Origin of the sequence: Mycobacterium kiyosense, from assembly GCA_021654635.1 — a bacterium.
GTDB classification, from domain to species: domain Bacteria; phylum Actinomycetota; class Actinomycetes; order Mycobacteriales; family Mycobacteriaceae; genus Mycobacterium; species Mycobacterium kiyosense.
Map to the genome: position 1 here is coordinate 960,595 of AP025179.1, position 22,562 is coordinate 983,156.

Sequence of the window (22,562 nt, forward strand, 5' to 3'; positions counted from 1 at the left end):
GAATGTTATGAGTGGACTTGCCGAGGAAACCCGATGGATGGACGCCACCGATCAAGCTGCGCTGATCGCCAAGAAAGAGGTGACACCCGGCGAACTGCTGGAAGCGGCCATCGAACGCATCGAGCAATCCAACGCAACACTGAACGCTGTCGTCATCGAATGGTTCGAACACGCCCGAGCGGTCGCCGCCGACGCGGGTTTGCCGCACGGGCCGCCGCGTCCCTTTCAAGGCGTCCCATTCCTGCTCAAGGATCTCTACACCAGCTTCGCCGGCCAGACGCTGTCCAACGGCAACGCGGCCCTCAAGGCGGCGGCCAAGATCGACACCGCCGACACCACGTTGGTATCCCGGTTCAAGGCGGCCGGACTGGTCATCGCCGGGCGAACCAACAGTCCCGAGATGGGCAGCCTGCCCACCACTCAACCTTTGGCGTGGGGGCCGACCCGTAACCCCTATGCGCTGGACCGTACCCCGGGTGGCTCCAGTGGCGGTGCGGCAGCGGCGGTCGCCGTCGGGATGGTTCCGTTCGCCAACGCCTCGGACGGCGGCGGCAGCATCCGGATCCCGGCGTCGTGCTGCGGGCTGGTCGGACTCAAGCCCAGCCAGGGCCGCATCACGGTTGGGCCGTTGCGCGCCGAGGCGGGCCTGGGCGTGGAGCTGTGTGTCAGTCGCACGGTGCGTGACACGGCGGGACTGCTGGACGCCGTGCGCGGCCCCGGGGTCGGCGACACGGTGATCGCCCCTGCGCCGCAACGGCCTTACGTCGACGAGCTCGGTGCCGACCCGGGCCGGCTTCGGGTCGGGTTGCTCGACATCCATCCGCGGGGAGGGTTCCTGCACCCGGACTGTGTGACGGCGGTGCGCTCGGCGGCCTCCATGCTGGAGGGGCTCGGGCACATCGTCGAACCGGCGTGGCCGTCGGCCCTGGCCGACGATACGTTGCAGCAGAAGTTCATGGCGCTGTGGGCAACGCAGCTGGCGATGGCGGCGCGTGGCTTCGGCGCGACGCTCGGCCGGGAGTTGACCGCCGACGACATCGAGCCGGTCAACTGGGTGCTGATCGAACGTGCGCGGGGGGTCAGCGCCGTCGACTACGCCGCGGCCGAGAACGCGGTGTACGCCTTCCGTCGGGCACTGCAACAGTGGTGGGCCGACGGTTGGGACCTGCTGCTCACCCCCACGGTCGCCGAACCGCCGTTGCCGTTGGCCGAGTTCGAGAACAAGCCCGAGCACCCGACCGCGCCGATGCGCCGTGGCGGCGAGTTCGCGGCGTTCACGCCGCCTTTCAACATGAGCGGGCAGCCGGCCATCAGCCTGCCGCTGCACCGCAACGGCGACGGGCTGCCCATCGGCATCCAGTTGGCCGCCGCTTACGGCCGGGAGGATGTCCTGATTCGCGTTGCGGCCCAACTGGAATCCGCTCACCCCTGGTCGTCCTGTCGACCGCCGCTGGCCTGAGTGTCGCCGCGCTCATCGGTCGAACCCGATCGGCGGTCTGGTTGCTGCCGGCCGCCGGCGCGTGGGTGCCGGCAGTCGATCGGCCGCCGGCCGCTAGTGTCGCTGTGTGGACTTCGAGCTCGACGACGAGCAGCGGGCCTGGCTGGCCGAGGTGCGTCAGTTCCTCGCGGACAACGTCACGGCAGCGCTGCGCGCCGAGATGGCCGAGCATGACCTCGAATTCCAGGGCGGTGAACTTTCGGCTTTTCGCCGCAAAATCGGTGCACGCGGCTGGTTCGGGCTGAACTGGCCCCGCGAGTACGGCGGCCTCGGGCTGACGGCCACCCACCAGCACCTGTTGATGAGTGAGTTCGAGTACGCGGGCGTCCCGGGCCCGGACCTGACCGTCACCTCGGTGGCACCGATGATCATGCGGCACGGCACCGAGCAGAACAAGAAGGAATTCCTGCCGCCGATCGCCCGCGGCGAAATCATCTGTGCGGTGGGTTATTCCGAGCCCAATGCCGGCACTGACCTGGCCGGCTTGAAGACGCGCGCGGTCCGGGACGGCGACCAGTGGGTGATCACCGGGTCCAAGATCTGGAACAGTGGGGCACAGCGCTGCACGCACGAATGGCTTTGCGTCCGGACCGATCCCGACGCGCCGCGGCACCGCGGGATCTCGGTGATCATGGTCCCCATCGACACGCCCGGCATCGAGATCCATCCGCTCTACGCGTGGTCGGGTTATCGCACCAACGAGACATTCTTCCGCGACGTACGGGTGCCCGTCACCAACCTGATCGGGGAGGTCAACCGCGGCTGGACCTACATCACCGGCGCGCTGGACTTGGAGCGTGGTGCGCTGACCAATGCAGGCGATCTGCGCCGAGCCCTCGACGAGTTGGTGGCGTTGGCGTCCCGACCGTGCCGCGACGGTTTCGTGCCGGCCGGCGACCCTGCGTTTCGCCGGCGCCTGGCCCAAGCCGAGGCCGACGTGGAAGTGGCGAAACTGATGGGCTACGAAGCCGCCTCGTTGCTGGACTCCGGACGGATACCCACCGTCGAGGTCAGCGTCGAGAAGATCTTCACCAGCGAATTACGGCAGCGCATCGCGGATTTGGCGATCGACCTGCTCGGTCCCGACGGACTGCTGGCGCATCGCAGCGCCGACGCGCCCGCGGCCGGCTTCTTCGAGCGGCTGTACCGGGTGGCACCGCTGATGCGGTTCGGCGGCGGCACCAACGAGGTGCTGCGGGATGTGATCGCCCAGCGCGGTCACGCAATGCCCTCCTACGGCAGGTGACCGCATGCGACTGATACCCGATCAGGATGAGCAGGATCTGGCCGCCATGTGCCGCAAGGTATTGAGCGCCGCCGGTCCCGCGACAGTGCCGCGTGCACCGCACGGCAACGACCACGTAACACCGGGACTTTGGAAATCGTTGGCCGAAGCGGGTCTGCTCGGACTGCCGATCGAGGAGCGACTCGGCGGATCCGGCGGCACCCTGTCCGAATTCGGCGTCTTCTGCGTCGAAGCCGGACGGGCGTTGTGCCCCATGGGTGTGCACAGCAGCACGCATGCCGCGCTGGCCGTCGACTGGCTGGGTGGTTCGGCAGCGCGCGAAACCTGGCTGCCGGCGCTGGCGTCGGGCACTGCACGCGCGACGACCGCGCTGTACAACCCGCGGGACGCCGCTGATGTCACCCCGAGGTTGCGCGCCCGCGCCGACGGCGACGGGCGCTGGCTGTTAACCGGTCGCCTGGACTTCGTCAGCGACGCCGCTGCGGCCGACCTGATTGTCGTCACCGCCGATACCGGTTCAGCGACAATGGGTTTCGTTGTCGACACCGCCGACCTGCGGGTCCAGCCACTCGCCCTGATGGGCGGGTATCGGGCGTTCGCGGTGGAGTTGCACGATGTGCTCGTCGACGACCACCGCCGCGTCCTGGGTGAGCTGGCCGGCCCGGAGCTGCGCCGGGTGGTCAACGCGGCGGTGGCGCTGTTGAGCCTTGATTTGGTCGGCGTGGCCGACGCGGTGCTGCAACGTACCGTCGAGTACACCAAGATGCGCGAACAGTTCGGCCGTCCGATCGCCTCCTTCCAGGCGGCCCAGCATCTGGTGGCGGACATGCACATCGCGCTGGCGGCGGCGAGGTTGGCCGCTCACTCCGCGGTGTTCTGGATCGGTCGCGGCCGCACGGCCACCCGCGAGACCGCGATCGCCAGGATGCAGGCGTGCCGGGTCAAGCAGATCACGCTGGATGCCCACCAGTTGCACGGCGGCATGGGCTACGTCGTCGACACCGACCTGCACCTGTTCTCCGAACGCGCGCGCATCCTCGCGACGGTCGGGGGCGGCGCCGACGAAGCCGCGAGATGGCTTGACGCAGAGATGAATTGGGAGGGCATGGGTGACTGAAAGCCTCATCGATCCGGACTCGATGGCGCGCGTCGGCAGCGTGGTAGCCACCGCCGTCGGCGAGGTGAGCAGGCGGGACTGGCAACGGTGGGCCGCCGCGGTCGGCGACCACAACCCGTTGTGGTTCGAACCCGAATACGCACGCGCACATGGTTACCGAGACATCGTCTGCCCACCGCTTTACCTGCAGTACGCCGTCCTGGGCGTCACCAGCCTGGACGAGCTGCGACCCGACGGGTCATCCGGCGCCACCACCGGCAGCCTGGCTTTCCCGCGCGCTCCGCGGCGGATGGCCGGCGGCGAGAGCACCACCTTCCACGCCCCGGCCTATCACCACGACCAGGTACAGCTGGTGCGGACCATCGACTCGATCGTGGAAAAGGAAGGCAGATCAGGCCGATTCGTCCTGGTGACCTGGAGTGCCGAATACCGCAATCAGGGTGGCGAGCTTCTTGCCGAAACCACCACGTCGATGATCGCGAGGCCCGCGTGACCGGGCAGCTATACTATGAGGACGTCGAAACCGGTTCGGCGATAACCACATTGACCGTGACGGTGACCGAGACGCAGATGTTCTTGTTCAGCGCCGCGACCTATAACGGGCACCGCATCCACTACGACAAGGATTGGGCGCGCGACGTCGAAGGCTACGACAACGTCCTGGTCCAGGGGCCGCTCCAGGCGGCCTTGTTGTCGCGGGCGCTGACCGACTGGGTCGGCGGCGACGGCAGACTGGTCCGGTTCTCGGTGCAGAACCGCGCCGTCGCATACCCGGGTCAGGAGTTGACGTTCGGTGGCGTCGTGACCGGCAAGGCGGACGGCCTGGTGGACCTGGACGTCTTCTGCCGGCGCGGCGACGACGTGTTGATGCCCGGCACTGCGACCGTCGCACTGCCGCACCGGGCCGGCCGATGAGCGGATTGCGGGGCGAGGCGGCCATCGTCGGCATCGCGGAACTGCCCGCCGAACGCCGCCAGAGTCGGCCGCCGTCGTTCACCCTGGACCAGTACGCACTGCTGGCGAAGATGGTGATCGAGGACGCGGGCGTCGATGCGGCGGTGGTGAACGGTCTTTCGTGTCACGGCCTCGCGGAGTCGGACATGTTTGCGCCGGCCACCCTTTCGGAGTATCTGGGGATCCCGCTGGACTTCGGCGACCGAGTGGACCTGGGCGGTGCGACCGCTGCCGGCATGGTCTGGCGGGCGGCCGCGGCGGTGGAACTGGGTGTGTGCGACGCGGTGCTGGTGGTGGTTCCGGGGTCGTTGGAGATTCCGCGCTCGCAGCGCCGGCCCGGCCGCACCCTGGGCTGGTACGGGGCGTCGAGCAACAACTATGGTTCACCGCAGGCCGAGTTCGAGATCCCCTACGGCAACGTCGGACAGAACGCGCCGTACGCCCAGATAGCCCAGCGCTATGCGGCCGAATACGGCTACGATGCAGCCGCTTTGGCGCGGATCGCAGTACAGCAGCGCACCAACGCCTGCGCCCACCCGGGCGCGGTGTTCCACGGCAAGCCGCTCACCGTCGAGGATGTGCTGAGCAGCCCGGTGATCGCCGACCCGATCCGCATGCTGGAGACGGTGATGCGGGTGCAGGGTGGGGCCGGGGTGTTGGTCGCCAATGCCGATGTGGCGCGCCGTGCCCGGCACCGGCCGGTCTGGGTCAAGGGCTTCGGTGAGCACATCCGCTTCAAAACCCCCACCTACGCCGACGATCTGCTGCACACCCCGATCGGCCGCGCCGCCGAAAAGGCTTTCACGATGGCCGGTTTGGTCCGCGACGACGTTGACGTCGCTTCGATCTATGACTGCTACACCATCACCGTGCTGATGACGCTGGAAGATGCGGGCTTCTGCAGCAAAGGTGCGGGCATGAGGTGGCTCACCGAACACGACCTGACCTTCCGGGGCGATTTCCCGGTCAACACCGCCGGCGGCCAATTGTCGTTCGGACAGGCCGGGATGGCCGGCGGCATGCATCACGTGGTCGACGGCGCCCGGCAGCTCATGGGCCGGTCCGGGGATGCGCAGGTCCGCGACTGCAACACCGCATTCGTGACGGGCAATGGCGGCATCATGAGCGAGCAGGTTGCCCTGCTGCTGGGAGGCGACTGAGATGACTGATCCCCGGCCGCTGCCCGAGCCGACGCCGGTATCGCAGCCATTCTGGGATGCGTTGCGCGAGCACAAGATCCGGATTCAATACTCGCCGTCGACCGGTCGCTACGTCTTCTACCCGCGCACCTTGGCGCCCGGAACGCTGGCCGACGACCTGGAATGGCGCGAAATCGACGGCGCCGGAACGTTGTACACCTACACGGTCGCGCGCCGTCCCACCGGTCCGCCATGGGCAGATCAGCTGCCGCAACTTCTCGCGGTCGTGCAGTGGGACGTCGGACCCCGGGTCAGCACCGAGTTGGTCGAGGTCGCGCCCGAGGACATCCGGATCGGCATGCGGGTCTGCCCGGTGTTCTGCGACGCCGGCGACGTGACGTTGTTGCGGTACAGGCCCGCCGATGATTGAAACTCTGCAGCAGCTGCTGCGCTCCCGCATGCAGGACGACTCCGTGGCGGTGATGCACAATGATCGGACCTGGACCTGGCGCGAGCACCTGCGCGAGGCCTCGGCCGAGGCGTCGATGGTGTTGAACCTCCTCGACCGGCGCCGGCCGCTGCATGTCGCTGCGCTGCTGGGCAATTCGCCGGCGATGCTGCGGTCGATGGCTGCCGCCGCGCTGGGCGGGTACGTGCTGTGCGGCATCAACACGACCCGTCGCGGGGCGGGTCTGGCGGCCGACATCGCCCGCTCGGACTCCCAACTGGTGCTGGTCGACGACGATCACCGGGCGCTGCTCGACGGTCTCGACCTGGGCGGTGTCGCCGTAGTCAACGTCGACGAAGCCGGGTATCGCGACGCGGTGGCGGCGGCGGGACCGCTGGTGCCCCGTGAGGTCGGCGGAGCCGATCCGGTGGTGATTATCTTCACCTCCGGCACCAGCGGCGATCCGAAGGCAGTGCGATTCGCCCACGCGATGGGCGTGCTGTGTGGGGCCAGTCTGGTTGAACGATTCGGGCTCACCCGCGACGACGTGTGCTACCTGGCGATGCCGCTGTTCCACTCCAACGGTGTCGCGGCGGGCTGGGTGGTGGCCCTGTGCGCGGGCGCGGCGATGGTGCCAGTCAAGTTCTCGCCGTCGCGATTCCTGGCCGACATCCGCCGCTACGGCATCACCTACCTGAACTACGTCGGCAAGCCACTGGCGCTGGTGCTGGCCACGCCGGAGCAGCCCGACGATGCCGACAACACGCTGCGTGCGGCGTTCGGGAACGAGGCCACCGAGCGCGACATCGAGGAATTCGCAAAGCGTTTCGGCTGCCGGGTGGTGGACAGCTTCGGTTCCAGCGAATTCGCCGTCGTCGTGATGCGCGAAGACGGGACGCCGGCCGGCTCGATCGGCAGGGGGTATCCGGGCGTGAGTGTGTACCACCCCGACACGCTGACCGAATGTGCCCCAGCGCTTTTCGACGAGCACGACGCACTGACCAACTTCGACGACGCCGTCGGCGAACTGGTCAACACCTACGGTTCCGGCGGCTTCACCGGCTACTACAACGATGCCGCGGCCACCGGTGAGCGGATGCGCCACGGCATGTACTGGTCGGGCGATCTGGCCTACCGCGACGCCGACGGGTGGATCTACCTGGCCGGGCGGACCGCGGACTGGATGCGGGTGGACGGCGAGAATCTCGCCGCAGGACCAATCGAGCGGATCCTGCAACGCCTACCCGAGGTCAACCACCTCGCCGTCTACGCCGTTCCCGACGAACGCGTCGGCGACCAGGTGATGGCCGCGCTGGTGCTCAACAACGGAGCAACGTTGACGCCCAACCAATTCGGTGAATTCCTGGCCGCGCAGCCGGACCTGTCACCGAAAGCGTGGCCGCGGTATGTGCGGATCGAGGCCGCGCTGCCGCGGACCCCGACCAACAAGATCCTCAAACGCGAACTCGTCAAGGCCGGCCCGACCGCCGGGGACGGTGGGGTGTTGTGGGTGCGCTCGGAGCGGGGGCGGAGTACGTCGCTGCCGGTTAGTCGGGTCCGGGAGATAAATCAACGGCGGCAGCGTTTTTCGCTGTGAGTGAAATCTTCTGCTCGGGCGGGTTTCCGCGCTTGCGGGAGCGCTATTTGTCGGTGGGTCTTCGTAGCATTCGGGGTATGACGGCAAGCAGTCGCGAGGAGATCGTCGCGATCCTCGACGGGATCGACGAACTTCAGGACCGGTTGTGCGCGCTGACATTTGACGGACTGACCACACCCGAACACAAGCGGATCGTCCATCGGCTGGAACGCCAGGCCCGGCGTCCCCGAGCCGTCCAGCACACCCTGATCAACCAGCTGGCCGCCGGGGCCACGAAGGAAGAGTTGGGCGGATCCTTGAGTTCGGCGCTGGCCGACCTGCTGCACATCAACAAGAAAGAGGCGAGCCGCCGCATCGCCGACGCGGCCGACCTGGGACAGCGCCGCGCCATCACCGGGGAGCCGCTGGACCCGCTGTTGTCGAACACCGCCGCGGCGCACCTGGACGGGCGCATCGGTGACGGGCACCTGAAAGCGATCCGGGACTTCCTCAAGGATCTGCCCGCCACGGTGGATCTCGGTGTTCGCGAAAGCGCGGAGGCCGTGCTGGCCGAGCTGGCCGTGGATCGTCGTCCCGACGAGCTAGCCGGCTTGGCATCGCAGCTGTTGGACTGGCTGCACCCCGATGGTGATTTCTCCGATGAGGAGCGCGCCCGCAAGCGCGGTATCAAACTCGGCAAGCAGCAATCCGACGGCATGTCCGCGATCAGCGGTCTGGTCAATCCGGAACTGCGAGCCACGCTCGAGGCTGTGTTGGCCAAGCTGGCAGCGCCCGGCGCGTGCAACCCTCAGGACGACGCCCCGGTGGTAGACGGCACACCCGATGCGGACGCGGCGCGTCGTGACTCCCGCAGCCAGGAGCAACGCAACCACGATGGCCTGTTGGCGGGACTGCGCGGGCTGTTGGCGTCGGGCGAGCTCGGCAGCCACCGCGGTCTGCCGGTGTCGATCGTGGTCACCGCCACCTTGCAGGATCTGGAGTCCGCGGCCGGTCGAGGGGTGACGGGTGGCGGCTCGAAAGTCCCTATCTCGGACCTGATTCGGATGGCGAGTCATGCGAATCATTACCTCGCCCTGTTCGATGGGGCCAAACCGCTGGCGCTGTACCACACCAGGCGGCTGGCCTCACCCGCCCAGCGAATCATGTTGTATGCCAGGGATCGTGGGTGCACGCGGCCCGGTTGCACCGCGCCGGCGTACCACAGCGAGGTTCACCACGTCAGCGGCTGGAAGAACACCGGGCGCACCGACATCGGCGACCTGACGCTGGCCTGTGGCATCGACAACCGCCTGGTCGAAGACGGCGGATTCACGACCCGCACCAACGCCAAGGGCGAGACAGAATGGCTGCCGCCGGCACACCTGGACCATGGGCAGCCGCGGATCAATCGGTATCACCACCCGGAGAAGCTGCTGATACCCGGCGATGACGACGACGAGCCTTAGTCAGCGGTTCCGGATGATCTTGGGCACTTGCTCCGGTAATCGACTTGCCAGTGCTTGATGCCGGTGATGAACGGCGAGCGCAGCCGCTCGGGTTCGGCCAGCGAAGCCACGTCGGGCAAGGTGTCGGCGATGGCGTTGAACATCAGGTCGATCGTCATGCGAGCCAGGTTGGCGCCGATGCAGTAATGCGCGCCGGTGCCCCCGAATCCGACGTGCGGGTTGGGGTTTCGCAGGATATTGAACGCCAGCGGATCGTCGAACACGTCTTCATCGAAGTTGGCGGAGCGGTAGAACAGCACCACCCGCTGGCCCTTCTTGATTGCGACACCGCCGACTTCGGTGTCGACCATCGCGGTGCGCTGGAACGCGGTGATGGGTGTGGCCCACCGGATGATCTCGTCGGCCGCGGTTTTGGGGCGTTGGGCCTTGAACAGTTCCCACTGGTCGGGAAAGTCGGTGAACGCCATCATGCCGTGGGTAATCGAGTTGCGGGTGGTCTCGTTTCCGGCGATGGCGAGCGTGACCACGAACATGCCGAACTCGGCCTCGGACAGGTTGCCGTCGGCGTCGGCCCGCAGCAGCGTCGAGACTATGTCGGGACCGGGATTCTCGGCCTTGCTGGCCGCCAATTGCATGGCGTACCACATCATTTCGGCAGCGGCCGTCAACGAGTTGTGCTCGGCGAACTCGGGGTCGTCGCTGCCGATCATCTGGTTCGACCAGTCGAACAACTGCTCGCGGTCCTCCACCGGCACCCCGAGCAGCCCGGCGATGGCCTGCAGCGGCAATTCGCAGGCCACCTGTCGGACGAAATCGCCCGACCCCTCGGCCGCCGCGCGGGCCGCGATCCGCTGCGCCCGCTCGCCGAGGTCGGCGCGCAACCGTTCCACGGCACGGGGCGTGAACCCGCGGGCGATGATCTTGCGCAGCCGGGTGTGCTCGGGGTCGTCCATCATGATCATCGACGCCCGCCCGGCCTCGACCTGCGCCTGTGCCGCCTCCTGCGGGTAACGCGGCACGACGGACTTCTCGGCGGAGGAGAACACGTCACTGCGCAACGACACGTCGCGAACATCGCGGTGCTTGGTCACCACCCAGTAGCCGCCGTCACCGAATCCGCCCTGATCCAGTGGCTGCTCGTTCCACCAGACCGGGGCGGTGGCGCGTAACTCGGCGAATTCCTGCACCGGCAGGCGATGCGCATAGATGTCGGGATCGGTGAAGTCGAAGCCCGGTGGCAGGTTCGGAGCGGCCATGGGACTTCCTCCTCGATGAGGTGCCGAGCGCGGCGTTGCGCCTGATCGTAGCCGCCTGACCCGCCGACGGTGAAGAGCTCAAGTGTGGATGAACTCAATTCACCCGGGAGTCAGGGGATTTGAGTACCGCGTCGGCATCCAGGTGGGTTGCGGCGGCGACCACCACCCGGTCGATCTGCCGCAGCTGGTGCAGAACAGCGGGATGACGCCGCGGATCCGGTCCGGGCCGGCCGGGATCGAAGGTGTCGTCGTGCTCCTGGGCCAACGTTTCCGCGGCATCCAGGGCATCGGAAGCTGAGATGATGGTCGTGGCGTGCTCGCCGTCGAGCGTGGCGATCAGAGCGTCGATGTTGCGCCGAACCTGGGTCGCGGCATCGGTGACGGCGTCGGCGAGCTCGGCCGGGCAGTCGGGGTGGTGATACTGCTCGCTGCGGCGGGCCAGCACCCGGGCGTAGCGATCGCAGGCGGCGAACAATCGCAGGCTGCGCTGAATGCTGCGGCGCCCGGCCAGCCCGGTGACGCCGGCGAGCAGCGGTTTGGCGGTGGCCCGATACTGCTGCAGTTTGCGGTCGAGTTGGCGTGCCTGCTCCGTCGGGCTGCCGGCCGGACCGCGGTCGAACATCGCGGCCATGGAGGTGTCGATCAGGGTGGACAACGCCGTGAGGAATTCGCGGGTGTCGCTGCGCACGGTGGCGCCGATGTTGGTGGGCAGCACCAGAATTGCCACGGCAACTCCGATGACGGCGCCGATTGCGGTCTCCTCGATGCGGAGCAGCAGCACGTCCACGCTGAACTGACCCATCAGCCCGTACAGCAGCGCCAGCATGGTGGTGATCCAGAATGCCATCAGGCTCTGGGTGACCTGCATGAAGTAGAACGCGCAGAACAGGCACACGAAGACCATCACCAGCGAGGCGACCTCGTTGCCGGAGAAAAGGGTGGCGACCAGCATCCCGCACGGCACACCCAGGGCCGTGCCCAGCAGTCGCTGCCAGCCCTTGGTGAGGCTTTCACCCCAGGTGTTGGTGCCGGCGAAGACCACGAATGCGGCGATCACGGCCCAATACCAGCGGTCCGGTGACACCCGGTCGCCGGCGACGATCGCCAGTGCCGCCGCGACGCACGCCTGGATGGCTTGCCGGGTGGTGGGCCGCAGACCCGCGGCGGGTGGCTCGGTGTCGGTGTCCGTGTCGGGGCCGGTGTCCGGCTCGGGATTTTCGTCTTCCGCTTCGGAATCCTGAGTGACTTCGTCGGTGACGTGCTCAATCTGCGTGCGGGCCTCCGAAGTGGCTGTCGCAGCGGCGATTATCGACATGGCAAGCCGGCGCACCGCGATCTCGCCCAGTCTTTCCGAGCTCGCGGGGTGGCCGTCGAGCACCCGCTGGGCGCGATCCGCGGCGGCCCGCAGCCCGCCCTGGCTGGGAAACCTGATGGCCCGCGCGAGTTCGCTGAGCGCGGCGACGAGTTCGCCGCGGGTCTCGGGCGGTATCTCCGAAGCGACGAGGGCCGCCCGCTGACCGGCCAGCGCGACCCACTCGACGGCGAGTTCCGCATCGAACAGCCACGGTGCCAGTCGTTCTCCGACCGGGGCCGGGTTGGCCTTGTCCTCGATTCGGTCCTGCACCATCAACGCCGTGTCGTTGAGCCGCGCGATGCGGGCTCGCACCCGGCGCCGGCGCCGTTCGTCGAGCCGGCCCGCCTGCAGCCCGTCGGCGGTGGTGTCGACCACGATCGCCATTCGCGCCCGCAGTGAGCGAATAGTGGCTCGCAACACACGATCTGGATCATCGGGCAGCACGTAGGCCGTCATCAGGAACGTGAACAAGGTGCCTACCACCACGGCGCCGACCATCCAGGGCACCTCGTGCACGCCGGCCCGGAGGTAGAGGGTGAAGAAGTAGGCCATGAAACCCACCATGCCCAGCGCGCGACCGCGGGCACCGAAGCGCCGGATGTAGACCGCGATGAAAACCACCACCACGAAGACGATGTCGCCGGCCAGTCGATGCGGCGCCAGCAGCGTGGCGACGACGATGGACAGCGCCGCCGGCAGCGGCAGCAACGCCATCGTGATCCGCTGCTCGCGGGGGTCGGGTTCGTTGACCGAGCGGGACGCGACCATGGTGATCACCGCACCGAGCAGGGCGACGGTAAGCGGCTGCCCGGTCGCCCGGGTCAACACGAACATCACCAACAGCGAACAGCCCAGGGCGAGTGTCGTGCGGATCGCCAGCCTCAGCCTCAGCAAGCCGGGGTCGGAGCCGATCGTCCAGGTCTGCGCCCGCTGGTAGAACGTCGCCACCGGTTCGATTGTGACCGGACTCATCCTTCGGTTTGTGTTGTGCGCAAAGAGAACTACCTATTCGCCCGGGGTGAACTTGATCGCAACGAGTTTCAGTCGTTCGATCGCCTCGGCGAATTCCTGCAGCGTCGGGATTCGGTTGTCGCGGAAGCTTATTCCCATCATCCGCTGGGCCTTCTTGACTCCGTAGGACTGCGCGCAGCGCAGGTAGAGTTCGTGCGTCTTGGCCCTGTCCTCGACGATTTCACCGCGCATCGGCCTGGTCTTGCCGTCGTAGACCACCTGCGCGAGGCCGCCGCCGGAGAAGTTGTACTTCCAGTTGGCGCCGGCCAGCGCGTACAGCTCGTTGTCGATGACGTGCGCGCTCACCGGAACCGAAAACTGTTTACCGGACTTGCGCCCGGTGAAGTTGAGCACCATCAGCTGCTTGCGCAGCGGACCGGCGAACGGCGTGCCCAGCAGAAAACCCAGGATCGGGTTGACGGCACGAAGCAGAGCCGACGGCGGATGGCCCACGTCTACGGCATACGACTGTTCTGTCATGAACCAACCGTAAGACCTGTCGCCTTCCGGCGTGGCGAGCAGTGCCCGCCGAACGAAGCGCCGCGGAGCCTGCCCGGCCCCGCGGCGCTCCTCGTGGCGGTCTCGGTCAGGGCGTGATGACGGTCTGGGTGTCGATAGCGTGCATCGCGTCCATCAGTTGCGCCGAATCTGCGTCGAGTGAGTCGGCGTCGAGCTGCAGCAGGTAGGTGCCGTTCGGTCCGGTGATCACCACCGTCTTCTGCGCGGCGCTCCGCTTCTTGCCGTCCTTGGTGTAGGAACCACCGAACTGCCAGGCCTTGAACGACTGCCCGGGGGGCACGCCGAGGGTGGATTCGCTTCCGTTGGGGCTGCTGCCCTCGAACCCGGACAGATTCTTCAACTCACCCGGCGCGTATTCGAAAATCTTGGCCGGGTCGACGTCACCTTCGAGTTTGGTCACGATCGCCAGGACGGTGGGAACCACACTGGGGTCCGAGGGAGAGGTCAAGACGATGGCGCCGTAGGAGGGGACGTTGGGGTCACTGCTTGTATCCCAGCCGGGAGGAATGGGCAAGTCGAGGTTCGGGGCGCCGGGGTCACCGCGTTTGACGACCGTCGTCTTGATGTTCTTGTCCCGGAAGTAGTCGTCGACGGTGTAGTTGGCCTGACCCGGCGGCGGGGTCGGCGTCGCGGAGGCGGCAGCGGTCGACGTCGAGGTGGACGTGCTCGTCGAAGTCGAAGTCGAGGTCTTCACTTCGGTCTTCTTGTCCGACCCGCAACCGACGAGCGTCAGGCTCAACGCCACAGTGGCGATCGCCGCGGTGAGAAGCTTCATCTTTTACTGTCTCCCAAGCTTGGGTCCCGGGCTCTGTGCCGGCGACGTCGGACTGACACTAGTCGAACAGCGCGGATGGTCCACAGGTAGCTGGGCGCGTCGTTTGCCGAAATGCGCCCCCTGGGGCCCTCGGTGGAGTAAGGAGACAGCTATGCGGTCGCGGCGGGCGTTGCGGGTTCTCGTCGCAATCCTTGCGGTGCCGATCCTGTTCGTACCGCTGCTGGCGGGCCCGCCCACCGCGTACGACGGCGAACCCACCATGGTCGGCAATCCAGTCGAGCACGTCGACACCCTGATCGGCACCGGGACCGGTGGCGCGGTGGTGGGCGAGATCAACGGATTCCCGGGGCGCTACCGTGCCGTTCGGCATGGTGCAGTACTCGCCGGACACGGTCAACAACTACGCGGGCTACGCCTACGACAATCCGCGGGCCACCGGGTTCAGCATGACCCATGCATCGGTGGGTTGTCCTGCGTTCGGGGACATTTCGATGTTGCCGACCACCAGTGCCATCGGTTCGCAACCCTGGTACTCCTGGGAGCGGATCGCGCACGACCGCACCGAAGTGGGCACGCCCGGTTACTACACGGTGCGGTTTCCCGACACGGGAGTCAAAAGCCGAACTCACCGCCGCCACCCACACCGGCATCGGCCGATTCAGCTACCCGCACGACGGCCGGCGGGCGCTGTTCCAGGTGCGTTCCGGTGCGTCGCTGGCCGGGACCTCCCGCGCGACCATCCAGATCGAGGAGGACAACACCACGATCACCGGGTGGGCCACCAGCGGATCGTTCTGCGACAAGTCCAACACCTACACCGTCTTCTTCGCGATGAAGTTCAATCAGCCGTTCCAGGCGTACGGCACCTGGGACGGCTACACGGTGACCGACGGTTCCCGCAACGCGAATTCCCCCTACAGCGGCGGATATGTCGAATTCCCCGCCGGTGCGGTGGTCGAGGTGCGAACCGCGATCTCCTACGTGGGCATCGAGGGTGCCCAGGCGAACCTCGCCGCCGAGGGTGCGACCAGCTTCGACGACATGCACGCGGCTGCGGCCGCCGAATGGAACAGCGCACTCAAGCGCATCGCGATAGCCAGCCGCAATCCCAGCGATGTGCAGACCTTTTACAGCTGCCTGTACCGGTCGCTGTTGCACCCCAACACCTTCAACGACCACGACGGCCGCTACATCGGCTTCGACAACGTCATACACGTCGTGCCACAAGGACATACGCAATACGCCAACTTTTCTGACTGGGATACCTATCGCAGCCTGGCCGCCCTGCAGGCACTGATCTTCCCAGAACGCGCCAGCGACATGGCCCAGTCGCTGGTCAACGACGCCGAGCAGAGCGGGGCGCTACCCCGGTGGGCGCTGGCGAACGCCGCGACCAGCCAGATGACCGGCGACAGCGTGGTTCCGCTCATCGTGGGCTTCTACATGTTCGGGGCCAAGGATTTCGATACCCGGGCGGCGCTGGGCTACATGGTCGATGCGGCAACGAGTGGCGGTGCCGGACGCAACGGATACGTGGAGCGGCCCGGAATCGATACCTATCTACGGCTGGGCTACGCGCCGCAGCTGCCCGAATTCGGGCCCGGCGCCTCGGTCACCCTGGAATGGTCGCTCGCCGACTTCACCATCGGCCGATTCGCCGACGCACTGGGCGACTCCGCCACCGCCGCGGAATTTCAGCGCCGATCCCAGTATTGGCAGAACCTGTTCAATCCCACAACCCGGTACATCTCGCCGCGCGGCCCGAACGGATTTTTCCGCACCGGGCCGGGATTCGTGGAAAACCACTCGGGATTCGGCCAATTCGGTTACGACGAGGGCAATGCCGAGCAGTATCTGTGGTGGGTGCCCCACAACGTGGCCGGGTTGGCTACCGCGCTGGGCGGTCGCAGCGCTGCCGCACAGCGGCTCGACCGGTTCACCAAGCGCCTCAACGTGGGGCCGAACAAGCCCTACCTGTGGGCGGGCAACGAGCCGGGTTTCGGCGTGCCGTGGTTGTACAACTACTTCGGTCAACCCTGGCAGACCCAGCGCACCGTCGACCGGGTGCGCGGCCTGTTCGCCCCGAGCCCCGACGGCGCTCCGGGCAACGACGATCTCGGAGCGCTGTCCAGCTGGTATGTCTGGGCGGCGCTGGGCCTGTATCCGAGCACCCCGGGCACTCCGATCCTGACGGTCGCCACACCGCTGTTCGACCGCGCTGAAATCGCCCTTCCGGCAGGTAAATTCATCCGGATCACCGCGCCCGGGGCCTCCGGTGTCAACCGGTTGAAGTACATCAGGAGCCTCAGCATCGACGGGCAACCCACCGATCGCACCTACCTGCCCGAATCGATCATCCGCACCGGCGGTGATCTCGCCTTCATGCTGGCGGGGCGACCCGACAAATCCTGGGGCACCGCCGAGTCCTCGGCGCCGCCGTCTTTCCAGGCGGGTAGCGCGGCGGTGACCAGCAACGTCGCCCAACCGGTACTGGCCATCGCGCCGGGGACGACGGGAACCGTCGAACTCGACTTGCAGCGGATGATCGACGGCCCCGCCGGCTACACAGTCTCCGGCGCCGTAGCAGCGGGCGGAGTCACGGTGGCGCCGGTATCCGGGCAGTTCGGCGACGACGGTTCAGCCACCGTCGACGTCGCGATCACAGTGGCATCGTCGGTGCCCGACGACCAATACCCGGTCTATCTGACGACCACCGTGGACGGCAGCAGAAGTCGCGCCGTAGTCGTCCTGGTGACCCGCCCGTCGTTCGATGAATAGCTGAGCCGCTCAGACCATTTCGTTCTTGGTGAGCCAGCGCATCACCGGCCATCCGATGAACACCGGCAGCCAGCAGGTGAGCACCCGGTACAGCAGCACCGACGGCACCCCGATGGCCGCGGGCACCCCGAACGCGGCGAGTCCACCGATGAGTGCGGCCTCCACCGCTCCGACGCCACCCGGGGTGGGGGCAGCCGAGGCCAGCGTCCCGCCCACCATCGTCACCACCGTGACGGTGACGAACGTGGTACCCCCGCCGAACGCTTCGACGCTGGCCCACAACGCCAGCGCGGCGCCGAGAGTCGTTCCGGCACTTCCCAATACGATCAGCGCGAGTCGTTTCGGCTCCTTGGCCAACTCGACGAGGTCGTTGCTGACCTCCTTCAGTTTGGGCTGCACCTCGGTGGCCAACCAGCGACGCAGGTTGGGCACGAACAAGAAAGTGCCGACGATGCCCAGTGCGACCCCGGCGATCAGGTACAGCACGGTGGCATTCGGCACGAAGTGCGACAGGTCGGTCGAGGTTCCTGCGACCGCGCTGAAAAAGATCAACAACGACAGGTGGACGATCACCTGCACGGCTTGCTGCAATGCCACCGCGGCGGTGGCACGCAGCGCATTGAGGCCGCCCTTTTGCAGGAAGCGCGTACTGAGAGCCAGGCCGCCCACGCCGGCCGGGGTCGTGGTCGCCGCGAAAGTGTTCGCGATCTGCATGATGGTGAGCTTCCAGAAACTCACCAGCCCGTCGGCGCAAGCCCACAGCGCACCGGCCGCACCGACATAGGTCAACGCCGACACCGTCAAGCCCAGCAGCGCCCACCACCAGTTCGCATTGCGGAGTTCGGAGAAGAACGTCGGCACGGTGCTGATGAACGGGTACGCGACATAGACCAGGGCTCCGATCAGCACCAGCTGAATGACCTGGCTACGGCTGAACCGGGTGATCGTCTCGTCTTTGATCTGGTCGGCACCGGTCTGGCGCTTGACCTCTGCACGGGCATCGGCGATCACCGCTTTGGCATTGGGCACCTGTGCCCGGATCCGTTTGGGCACAGCGGATTTCGTGAGACGCCGGGAGGCGTCGAGGATGGTGGGCTTGCCGAACGCGTCGATCGCGGCGGCCACCGCGGCCTGCGCGTCGTACAACGCCGAAGTGGTCACCAGCAGGTGGGCGATGTCGGACTGCAGCTGGGCGTCGGTGGCGCCGTATTCGGCAGCGCCGAAACCACCGAACAAAACTCGGCCCTCGGCGACGGTGATCTCGTGGCAGCGCAGGTCGCCGTGGGAGACCTGGTGGTCGTTGAGGGTCCGCAGCGTCTTCCACACCTCCGACACCGGCGTCTGGGCAGCGCACTCGTCCAGCGGGATGCCCTGAACGGGGTTGTGCGCGTACAACGTCCAGCCGCGGTCGAGCGCGGCCATCGCGATCGTGGCGGAATTGGCGACGCCGATGTCGCCAATCGCGATGGCCATCAGCGCCCGGTGCTCGACGGCACGGCGCAGCGAGGTCTGCAGGGGAGCGGTCTCCGATCCGCGCAGCCGCAACTTCCACCAGAGCTGGCGCAGGGCGCCGCCGCTGCGTTGATGCGGTCCGTACAGTTCGACGGTCGCGGTGGCCTCGGGATCGGTGGATTCGGCCGACAGCACCAGCGGTCCGGGGCCACCGGGCCGAACCACCAGCAGCCTGGACGCCAGAAATCCGCGCTTGGCCAGCGCGCGGACCGCGCCGTCCAGCGGCACCTCGAGTGCCGGAGTTCCGACGACGAGCACCACGAATGCGCCGACGAACCAGCCCACCGCCAGTCCGACCACGGCGCGGGCCGGGACGATGGCGCTGACCACCAGGTGGATCGGCACGAAGGCCAGCAGCAGACCCCACCACCAGTGCCGCCAGCGGGCCGGCAGCCACGGCCCCGACACCGTCAGCACCGCCGCAAGCATCGCGATCCACCGGGGATCGTCCAGAAACTGGGCGGGCAGCGTGCTGAGTTTGTCGGATAGGTCGAAGTGCCAGCGCGGCGCGGCGATCCGGTTGCTGCTGATCGACAGCGGCAGGAAGGCCATCAACCCGGCCGCCGCGTACGCGGCGAGCAGCTTCCACTGCCGGGAAACGATCAGTCCGATCAGGATCACGAACGGCAGCGCCAGGATCGCGGTGCCGTACACCAGGTACACCAGATCGGCCTGGTTGGGGCTGAGCACGCCCACGATCTCGGAGATGGACTTCTCCAGGGCCACCCACCGCGGCCGGGTGATCAGCGAACTGGTCACCACGGCTATCAGTGCCACCGTTGCCAGCGCCAGCCGGATGATGTCGTTGGTCCGCCGGGTGAGTGGTTGCAGCAAGTTGCCGGACACGGTGATGTCGCGACCGTCAACTCGCATGTGCACGGGTCGTCCTTCGGGGTCCTTCGGATCGGTTGCGCGTGCCGGCGTCGGCTGTTCTACGACAACTTAACGTGCCGACCTCCGCCGATCCTGCTCAAGTAGGGTCGGCACGGATGTGTCCTGCGACGAGGAGGGCTGGGCGTGGCGCGCAGCGATGGCGACAGTTGGGAGATCACCGAAAGCGTGGGGGCGACCGCGCTGGGGGTGGCCGCGGGCCGGGCCGCCGAGACCGAGAGTGAAAATCCGCTGATCAGCGACCCTTTTGCCCGCGTATTTCTGGATGCCGCCGGTGATGGGGTGTGGAACTGGTTCGCGACCGTGGAGCTGCCCGACGAGGTGCTCGAGGCCGAGCCGCAGTTGCCCCAGCAGATGCAGTCGATGGTGGACTACATGGCGTGTCGGACCGCGTTCTTCGACGGCTTTTTCCTCGACGCCGCCCGCGCCGGGGTGCACCAGGCGGTGATCCTGGCCGCCGGACTGGACTCGCGGGCGTGGCGGTTGCCTTGGCCCGACGGCGTCACGGTGTACGAACTCGACCAGGCCAAGGTGCTGGATTTCAAGGTGTCCACGCTGGCCGATCATCCGTCGGGCGGCGCTGCCGCACCGTCCTGCCACCGCGTCGGTGTCGCGGTGGACCTGCGCGAGGACTGGCCTGCCGCGCTGCGGCAGGCCGGGTTCGACGCCTCAGCTCCGAGCGCGTGGTCGGTCGAGGGTCTGCTGCCGTATCTACCGGCCGCGGCGCACGAGTTGCTGTTCGAGCGCATTCATGCGCTAGCCGCCGCGGGCAGTCGGATCGCGGTGGAGGCGCCCGGCCCCGACTGGATGGACCCGGATCTGCTGGCGCGGCGGCAGGAGCGAATGCAGCGGCTGCGTGAGCTGATCGCCGAGGCGGACCCGGATCGGGAGATGCCCGCCACCCAGGAACTGTGGTACTTCGAGGAGCGCGAAGACGTCGGCGCCTGGCTGAGCCGACACGGGTGGAACGCGAATGTGACTCCGGCCGATGAACTGATGGCTGGTTACGGTCGCGGAGTCCCCGACGGGGTCGAGGACACCACGCCGCGCACGCTGTTCGTCTCGGCGGTGCGCTCGTAGCCGCCGCTAGGCCACGCTGCCCTTGACCAGACTGCCGCCCTTGATGATGGCGCTGAACGTCTCGGCGGGCCGGGTGATCAGGGAGATGTCGGCGACCGGGTCGCCGTCGACCAGGATCAGGTCGGCCAGGGCTGCTGCGGCCACCACTCCCAGCTGTCCCGGGTAGGGGTTGCGCGGCCCGGACATGGCCAGCAGCTGAGCGTTGTGAAATGTCGCCTGCTGCAACACTTCTGCCGGTGTGAACCATCGGGTCAGCTTGGCCAGCTGAGCGCCCTGGCGCGTCGCGAGGTGTGCGTCGAACAAGGTGTCGGTGCCGAACGCAATCTTGACTTTGTGCTTGATCGCGAGTTCGTAGGCGCGGTCGGTGCCGGCAACCATCTGTTTGAACTTGGGGAGGCTGGCCGGGGGCAAGGGGGTCGCGTCTTCGTCGTCGAGGAACGGCTGCAGGCACCACCAGATGTCCTTTTCGGCAAGCATCGCGACCGTCTCCTCGTCGAGCAGTTGGCCGTGCTCGATACACCGGACTCCGGCCGCCACCGCGGTGCGGACAGCTCGCGGGGTATAGGCGTGCACCGTGACGTAGGTTCCCCAGTTCTCGGCGGCCTCCACCGCCGCACGCATTTCGGCGAGGGTGAACTGGGAGACGTCGAGCGGGTCGTAGCTCGACGCGACGCCGCCGCCGGCCATCAGCTTCACCTGAGATGCACCGCGGCGCAGCACTTCTCGCGCGCCGCGCAGCACTTCGGCCTCACCGTCGGCGATGACCGCCGCACCGACGATCTCGGTGTAGCTCAGGTGGCCGCAGATGCCGCGCGGCACCTCGTTGGGCAGCCGGAAGTCGCCGTGCCCGCCGGATTGCGAGATGAAGGCCCCGGCCGGAAAGATGCGCGGCCCCAGGATCGCGCCCTCGTCGATGGCCTGCTTGATACCGAACACCGGGCCGCCCAGATCGCGGACGGTAGTGAACCCACGCAACAGCGTCTCCTCCGCGCTGACGACGGCTTTGGCGAAGACATAGCCGATCTCGCTGAGCTGCGCCATGATCGCCGGGATGGTGGTGAACGCGGCGTGCCAGTGCGCATCGATCAGGCCCGGCAGTAGCGTCTTGCCGGTGCCGTCGATCGTTGGGCCGGTTGATGTTTCGGCTCCGTTGTCGGCAGTCGGGGTGACCGCGGCGATCAGACCGCCGCGGACCGTGACGTCCATAGGTTCGGTGATGCGGGCGTCGACGCTGTCGAAGACGTGGACGTTCGAGATGCGGAGGTCGTGCGTTTCCATCCGGGACTCCTCGTCGAGACGCGGGAAACTGCCGTCGCTGGACGCCGCCAAGCATCCGTGGCCAGCCTAAAGAACGCGTCTGTTCATCGTGGAGGCGGTGGCGCGGGTGGGTACTGGCCATAGATTCCCCACGGCTCACCGGATAGGAACGCTTGGTGCTGGCCGTCGGCGCGGGCCGCGATCCTGGCCTGCTCCGCACGACGGTCGAGCGCGCGTTCGTAGGCCCGGTAGCCGAGATAGCCCAGGCCCGCCAGCGCCACCACCCCGAGGAACACCGCGGGATGGCTCACCGCCACGCCCAGCAGGAACAGGCCGCCGAAGACGCCGGCGATGATCAGGCCGGTGTTCGACTGGCCCGCGACCCGGGGCCGGGACGGGCTGGCGATCGCCACGATCAGCCAGATGGGTAGCCACATGCCGCAGGTCAGCAACGTCAACACCAGGTGCAGGGCGTGGTTGGGACCACCGGTGAGCACCACAGGCGGTGGCGTGCCGACGTTGTTGTTGATGATGATCGCCGGCGCGGGCGGGGGCGGCGGCTGACGGTAGGTCCACTGCCGGCCGTCGAAAAAGCGTTGTCCGGGCACGCCGGACGGATCCGGGTACCAGCCGGGAGAAGGTGTATTGCTGTGCATGGTGCGAATGCTAGGACCAGGGTCCGACA

The 22,562-nt window shown here is 67.3% G+C and carries 17 protein-coding genes and 1 pseudogene; 11 read left to right on the plus strand and 7 right to left on the minus strand.

All coding sequences use genetic code 11. From position 1 onward, the window contains the following. Window positions 1-7: 7 nt before the first annotated feature. The 9 genes from L6444_RS04545 (at window position 8) to L6444_RS04585 (ending at window position 9,444) form a co-directional block, all read left to right on the plus strand. Window positions 8-1,459: an amidase gene (locus L6444_RS04545; protein WP_236981005.1), complete on the plus strand. Its 1,452-nt coding sequence runs from the start codon at window positions 8-10 to the stop codon at window positions 1,457-1,459. Window positions 1,460-1,565: 106 nt separating this feature from the next. After that, the gene (locus L6444_RS04550) at window positions 1,566-2,744 is read left to right on the plus strand and encodes an acyl-CoA dehydrogenase family protein (protein ID WP_236981007.1); all 1,179 of its coding nucleotides are present in this window, start codon (window positions 1,566-1,568) and stop codon (window positions 2,742-2,744) included. A 4-nt stretch (window positions 2,745-2,748) separates the two neighbouring features. Next, window positions 2,749-3,861: an acyl-CoA dehydrogenase family protein gene (locus L6444_RS04555; protein WP_236981009.1), complete on the plus strand. Its 1,113-nt coding sequence runs from the start codon at window positions 2,749-2,751 to the stop codon at window positions 3,859-3,861. A 22-nt stretch (window positions 3,862-3,883) separates the two neighbouring features. Then, window positions 3,884-4,354, plus strand: coding sequence for a MaoC family dehydratase (locus L6444_RS04560; protein WP_236983805.1), 471 nt, complete (start codon window positions 3,884-3,886; stop codon window positions 4,352-4,354). After that, window positions 4,351-4,776, plus strand: a complete 426-nt coding sequence (locus L6444_RS04565) for a MaoC/PaaZ C-terminal domain-containing protein (RefSeq protein ID WP_236981011.1) — start codon at window positions 4,351-4,353, stop codon at window positions 4,774-4,776. Before L6444_RS04560 ends, L6444_RS04565 begins: the two co-directional genes overlap by 4 nt. Beyond that, a complete protein-coding gene (locus L6444_RS04570; protein ID WP_236981012.1) occupies window positions 4,773-5,975 on the plus strand; it encodes a thiolase family protein in 1,203 nt (400 codons plus the stop codon). The genes L6444_RS04565 and L6444_RS04570 overlap by 4 nt, the downstream gene beginning before the upstream one ends. Before the next feature lies 1 nt (window position 5,976). Beyond that, complete coding sequence (locus L6444_RS04575; protein WP_236981014.1) at window positions 5,977-6,384, plus strand: Zn-ribbon domain-containing OB-fold protein; 408 nt, start codon at window positions 5,977-5,979, stop codon at window positions 6,382-6,384. Then, entirely contained in the window at window positions 6,377-7,999 is a 1,623-nt protein-coding gene (fadD1, locus tag L6444_RS04580) for a fatty-acid--CoA ligase FadD1 (RefSeq protein ID WP_236981016.1), read from the plus strand. The genes L6444_RS04575 and fadD1 overlap by 8 nt, the downstream gene beginning before the upstream one ends. A 77-nt stretch (window positions 8,000-8,076) precedes the next feature. Beyond that, window positions 8,077-9,444, plus strand: a complete 1,368-nt coding sequence (locus L6444_RS04585; protein ID WP_236981018.1) for an HNH endonuclease signature motif containing protein — start codon at window positions 8,077-8,079, stop codon at window positions 9,442-9,444. Here L6444_RS04585 and L6444_RS04590 read toward each other — a convergent pair. The 4 genes from L6444_RS04590 to lpqN all read right to left on the minus strand — a co-directional run bounded on the left by L6444_RS04590 (window position 9,441) and on the right by lpqN (window position 14,359). Beyond that, window positions 9,441-10,700, minus strand: coding sequence for a cytochrome P450 (locus tag L6444_RS04590; protein ID WP_236981027.1), 1,260 nt, complete (start codon window positions 10,698-10,700; stop codon window positions 9,441-9,443). The two genes, L6444_RS04585 and L6444_RS04590, sit on opposite strands and share 4 nt — an antisense overlap. A gap of 94 nt (window positions 10,701-10,794) precedes the next feature. After that, window positions 10,795-13,026, minus strand: coding sequence for an FUSC family protein (locus tag L6444_RS04595; protein ID WP_236981029.1), 2,232 nt, complete (start codon window positions 13,024-13,026; stop codon window positions 10,795-10,797). A gap of 33 nt (window positions 13,027-13,059) precedes the next feature. Continuing rightward, complete coding sequence (locus L6444_RS04600; protein ID WP_236981031.1) at window positions 13,060-13,545, minus strand: hypothetical protein; 486 nt, start codon at window positions 13,543-13,545, stop codon at window positions 13,060-13,062. 106 nt (window positions 13,546-13,651) lie between these two features. Then, window positions 13,652-14,359, minus strand: coding sequence for an envelope biogenesis lipoprotein LpqN (gene lpqN, locus L6444_RS04605; RefSeq protein ID WP_236981033.1), 708 nt, complete (start codon window positions 14,357-14,359; stop codon window positions 13,652-13,654). Window positions 14,360-14,510: 151 nt separating this feature from the next. Here lpqN and L6444_RS04610 point away from each other — a divergent pair. Further along, window positions 14,511-17,137: pseudogene (locus tag L6444_RS04610) on the plus strand (GH92 family glycosyl hydrolase). 9 nt (window positions 17,138-17,146) lie between these two features. Here the strand turns inward: L6444_RS04610 and L6444_RS04615 are convergent. Further along, a complete protein-coding gene (locus tag L6444_RS04615) occupies window positions 17,147-19,522 on the minus strand; it encodes a lysylphosphatidylglycerol synthase transmembrane domain-containing protein (protein ID WP_236983807.1) in 2,376 nt (791 codons plus the stop codon). Between the two features lie 144 nt (window positions 19,523-19,666). On the opposite strand from L6444_RS04615, the gene L6444_RS04620 reads away from it, so the two are divergent. Next, entirely contained in the window at window positions 19,667-20,620 is a 954-nt protein-coding gene (locus L6444_RS04620) for a class I SAM-dependent methyltransferase (RefSeq protein ID WP_236981035.1), read from the plus strand. 6 nt (window positions 20,621-20,626) lie between these two features. Here L6444_RS04620 and L6444_RS04625 read toward each other — a convergent pair whose 3' ends face one another. Both L6444_RS04625 and L6444_RS04630 read right to left on the minus strand, forming a co-directional pair. Further along, on the minus strand, window positions 20,627-21,898 hold the full coding sequence (locus L6444_RS04625; protein ID WP_236981037.1) for a metal-dependent hydrolase family protein: 1,272 nt from the start codon (window positions 21,896-21,898) through the stop codon (window positions 20,627-20,629). 83 nt (window positions 21,899-21,981) lie between these two features. After that, window positions 21,982-22,533, minus strand: a complete 552-nt coding sequence (locus L6444_RS04630; RefSeq protein WP_236981039.1) for a DUF2510 domain-containing protein — start codon at window positions 22,531-22,533, stop codon at window positions 21,982-21,984. Between the last annotated feature and the right edge of the window lie 29 nt (window positions 22,534-22,562).

Coding starts and splice junctions, on each gene's coding strand:
- L6444_RS04545 (WP_236981005.1), top strand. CDS start 8: ATGAGTGGACTTGCCGAGGAAACCCGATGGATGGACGCCACCGATCAA.
- L6444_RS04555 (WP_236981009.1), top strand. CDS start 2,749: ATGCGACTGATACCCGATCAGGATGAGCAGGATCTGGCCGCCATGTGC.
- L6444_RS04560 (WP_236983805.1), top strand. CDS start 3,884: ATGGCGCGCGTCGGCAGCGTGGTAGCCACCGCCGTCGGCGAGGTGAGC.
- L6444_RS04570 (WP_236981012.1), top strand. CDS start 4,773: ATGAGCGGATTGCGGGGCGAGGCGGCCATCGTCGGCATCGCGGAACTG.
- L6444_RS04575 (WP_236981014.1), top strand. CDS start 5,977: ATGACTGATCCCCGGCCGCTGCCCGAGCCGACGCCGGTATCGCAGCCA.
- fadD1 (WP_236981016.1), top strand. CDS start 6,377: ATGATTGAAACTCTGCAGCAGCTGCTGCGCTCCCGCATGCAGGACGAC.
- L6444_RS04585 (WP_236981018.1), top strand. CDS start 8,077: ATGACGGCAAGCAGTCGCGAGGAGATCGTCGCGATCCTCGACGGGATC.
- L6444_RS04590 (WP_236981027.1), bottom strand. CDS start 10,700: ATGGCCGCTCCGAACCTGCCACCGGGCTTCGACTTCACCGATCCCGAC.
- L6444_RS04595 (WP_236981029.1), bottom strand. CDS start 13,026: ATGAGTCCGGTCACAATCGAACCGGTGGCGACGTTCTACCAGCGGGCG.
- L6444_RS04600 (WP_236981031.1), bottom strand. CDS start 13,545: ATGACAGAACAGTCGTATGCCGTAGACGTGGGCCATCCGCCGTCGGCT.
- lpqN (WP_236981033.1), bottom strand. CDS start 14,359: ATGAAGCTTCTCACCGCGGCGATCGCCACTGTGGCGTTGAGCCTGACG.
- L6444_RS04615 (WP_236983807.1), bottom strand. CDS start 19,522: ATGCGAGTTGACGGTCGCGACATCACCGTGTCCGGCAACTTGCTGCAA.
- L6444_RS04625 (WP_236981037.1), bottom strand. CDS start 21,898: ATGGAAACGCACGACCTCCGCATCTCGAACGTCCACGTCTTCGACAGC.
- L6444_RS04630 (WP_236981039.1), bottom strand. CDS start 22,533: ATGCACAGCAATACACCTTCTCCCGGCTGGTACCCGGATCCGTCCGGC.